The sequence below is a fragment of the Bradyrhizobium sp. 179 genome (assembly GCF_023073535.1).
GTDB lineage: Bacteria > Pseudomonadota > Alphaproteobacteria > Rhizobiales > Xanthobacteraceae > Bradyrhizobium.
Window position 1 is genome coordinate 1 of record NZ_JADPJR010000095.1, and the last position, 3055, is coordinate 3055.

A 3055-nucleotide genomic window follows, 5' to 3' on the forward strand; every position below is an offset into this window, starting at 1 on the left:
GCGGTCAGGAGCGGGATCAGACCCGTCACCATCGCGGCCGTGGTCATCAGGATCGGGCGCAGCCGAATGCGCGCCGACATCTCGATGGCCGAGCGGCGGTCGAGCCGCTCGCTGACCTGGAGCTCGTTGGCGAACTCCACCATCAGGATGCCATGCTTGGTGATCAGGCCGACCAGGGTGAGCAGACCGACCTGGGTGTAGATGTTCATCGTCGCCACGCCGAAGAACAGCGGGATCAGCGCGCCGACAATCGCCATCGGCACCGAGATCATGATCACCAGCGGGTCGCGCAAGCTCTCGAACTGCGCCGCCAGCACCAGGAAGATGATGATCAGCGCGAAGCCGAAGGTGATCGCGAGCTGGTTACCTTCCTGAACATACTGCCTGCTATCCGCCAGATAATCGTGGCTGAAGCCTTGCGGCAGCTTCTTGGCCTCGCCTTCGAGGAAATCGACTGCCGCACCAACGGTCACGCCGGGCATCGGCACGGCCGAGAACGTCGCCGAATTGAGCTGGTTGTAGTGGGTCAGCGAGTTCGGGTCGGTCTTGGTCTCGATCGATACCACCGTCGACAGCGGGAGCTGCTGGCCGGTGTTGGTCGTCACATAGTAGCCGCCGAGCGATTCCGGCGACAGACGCTTGCCGCGCGGCACCTGCGGGATCACCTGGTAGGAGCGGCCTTCGAGGTTGAAGCGGTTGATGTAGTTGCCGCCGAGCAGCACCGCGAGCGTAGAGCCGAGGTTCTGCATGTTGACGCCGAGGTCCTGCGCCTTGGTGCGATCGATCGTGACCTTCACGTTCGGCTGATTGTAGGCAAGATCGCTGTCGGAGACGATGAACATGCCGCTCTTGCGTGCGGCGTCCTTCAGCTTCTCCATCTGCTCATAGACCGTCTGGAATCCGGCGGTGGAGTTGATCACCATCTGGATCGGCAGACCGCCCGGCCCGCCCGGCAGCGGCGGCAGGTTGAATGCGAAGGCCTGCACGCCCTCGATCTTGGAGAGCTCGGCCTGCACCAGCGGCTTGAGCTGGATCGACGACCGTTTGCGCTCGTCCCAAGGCTTCAGGAGCATGCCGGCGATACCGCCCTGCGGGCCGTTGATGCCGTTCAGCACGAAACGCAGATCGGTTTCGGGGAATTTCTGGAATTCCTTGTCGAGCTTCTCGCCATAAAAATCGACATAGTCGATGTTGGCGTATTTCGGCGCTTTGGTCACCGCAAACACGATGCCCTGGTCTTCCTCGGGCGCCAGCTCCTTCGAGGTGTGCATGTAGAGGAAGCCGACCAACCCGAGGATCGTCACCGCGAACAGGCCGGTGATCGCCTTATAATCCAACGACCGGTCCAGCTTGCGCCCGTACCACCGCGTGATGGCGCCGAACACCCGGTTCACAAGCTTGGAGAACCGGCCTTCTTCGGTGTTCTTCAGCAGCACCGAGCACATCATCGGCGACAGCGTCAGCGCGACTACGCCCGACACGATCACCGAGCCCGCCAGCGTGAACGCGAATTCGCGAAACAGCGAACCGGTCAGACCGCCAAGGAAGCCGATCGGCGCGTACACGGCCGCTAACGTGATGGTCATCGAGATGACCGGGCCGACGATTTCGCGCGCGCCTTGCAGCGACGCCTGTACCGGCGTCTTGCCCTCCTCCAGATGGCGGTGGATGTTCTCCACCACGACAATGGCGTCGTCGACCACGAGGCCGATCGCGAGCACCATCGCGAGCAGGGTCAGGAGGTTGAAGCTGAAGCCGAGCGCCAGCATCAGGGTGCAGACGCCGATCATCGACAGCGGGATGGTGACGACGGGAATGATGACCGAGCGCAGCGAGGCGAGGAACAGGAAGATCACCACGATCACGATGATCACGGCTTCGCCCAGCGTCTTCTCCACCTCGTCGATCGAGGATTGGATGAACTTGGTCGAGTCGTAGGCGACCTTCATCTTCATCGAGGGCGGCAGATTGCGTTCGAGCTCGGGGAACAGCGCGCGCACGCCCTTGACCAGCGTCAGCGGGTTGCCCTGCGGCGTTGCCTGCACGCCGATGAAGATCGCATGCTCGCCGTTGAAGGCAACGCTCGCGTCCGTGCTTTGGGCCGCAAGCTCGACGGTGGCGATGTCCTCCATCCGCACGAAACCGCCGTCCTTGGCCTTGACGATCATCTTCTTGAACTGGTTGACGTCGGTCAGGCCCGTATTGGTCGAGACGTTCGAGACGATGAGATAGCCCTTGGTCTGGCCCGCCGCGGACTGGAAGTTGTTGGCCTGGATCGCCGCCGCAACGTCCGCCGGCGACACGTTGCGGCCGGCCATCTTCACGGGATCAAGCCACAGCCGCATCGCAAAGGTCTGGCCGCCCAAAATGTCGGCCGAGGCCACGCCATCGACCGTCGACAGCACCGGCTGCACCACGCGCGTCAGATAATCCGAGATCGCCGAGCCTGATAGCTCCTCGGACGAGAAGCCGAGATACATCACGGCCGTGGTTTGACCCGTGGTCTTGGTGACGATCGGGTCGTTGGATTCCTTCGGGATCAGATATTTGACCGAGTTCGTCTTGGCCAGCACTTCGGTGAGCGCCTGGTTCGGATCGAAGTTCAGCTTGATGTAGACCTGGATCGTCGAGGTGCCGAGGACCGAGGACGAGGTGATGTAGTCGACGCCCTCGGCGGAAGCGACCGCCTGTTCGATCGGCGTCGTGATGAAGCCCTGGATCAGGTCCGCGGATGCGCCGGGATACACGGTCGTGATGTTGATGACGGTGTTCGACAGCTTCGGATACTGCCGGATCGGCAGCACCATCGCCGCACGCAGGCCTATCAGCAGGATCAGCAGGCTGACGACGACCGACAGGACCGGTCGCTTGATGAAAATGTCGGTAAAGGCCATCGCGGCGTCTCGATTTCTATCTCTCAAGAGCGTGATCCGGCCGAGCCGGATCACGCGAATGTAATGGGTCAGTAGCGCGGCGGCTGCGCCGGGATTGCCGGGGGCGGGTCGGTCGAGATCGACACCGGTGCACCCGATTGCAGCTTGAGCTGGCCGACGGC

General features: G+C 62.5%; 1 protein-coding gene. It reads right to left on the minus strand.

The genetic code is table 11. The annotated features are described in order from the left end of the window. On the minus strand, nucleotides 1-2894 hold a 2894-nt coding region (locus tag IVB12_RS21880), incomplete at its 3' end, for an efflux RND transporter permease subunit (protein ID WP_247301744.1). Between the last annotated feature and the right edge of the window lie 161 nt (nucleotides 2895-3055).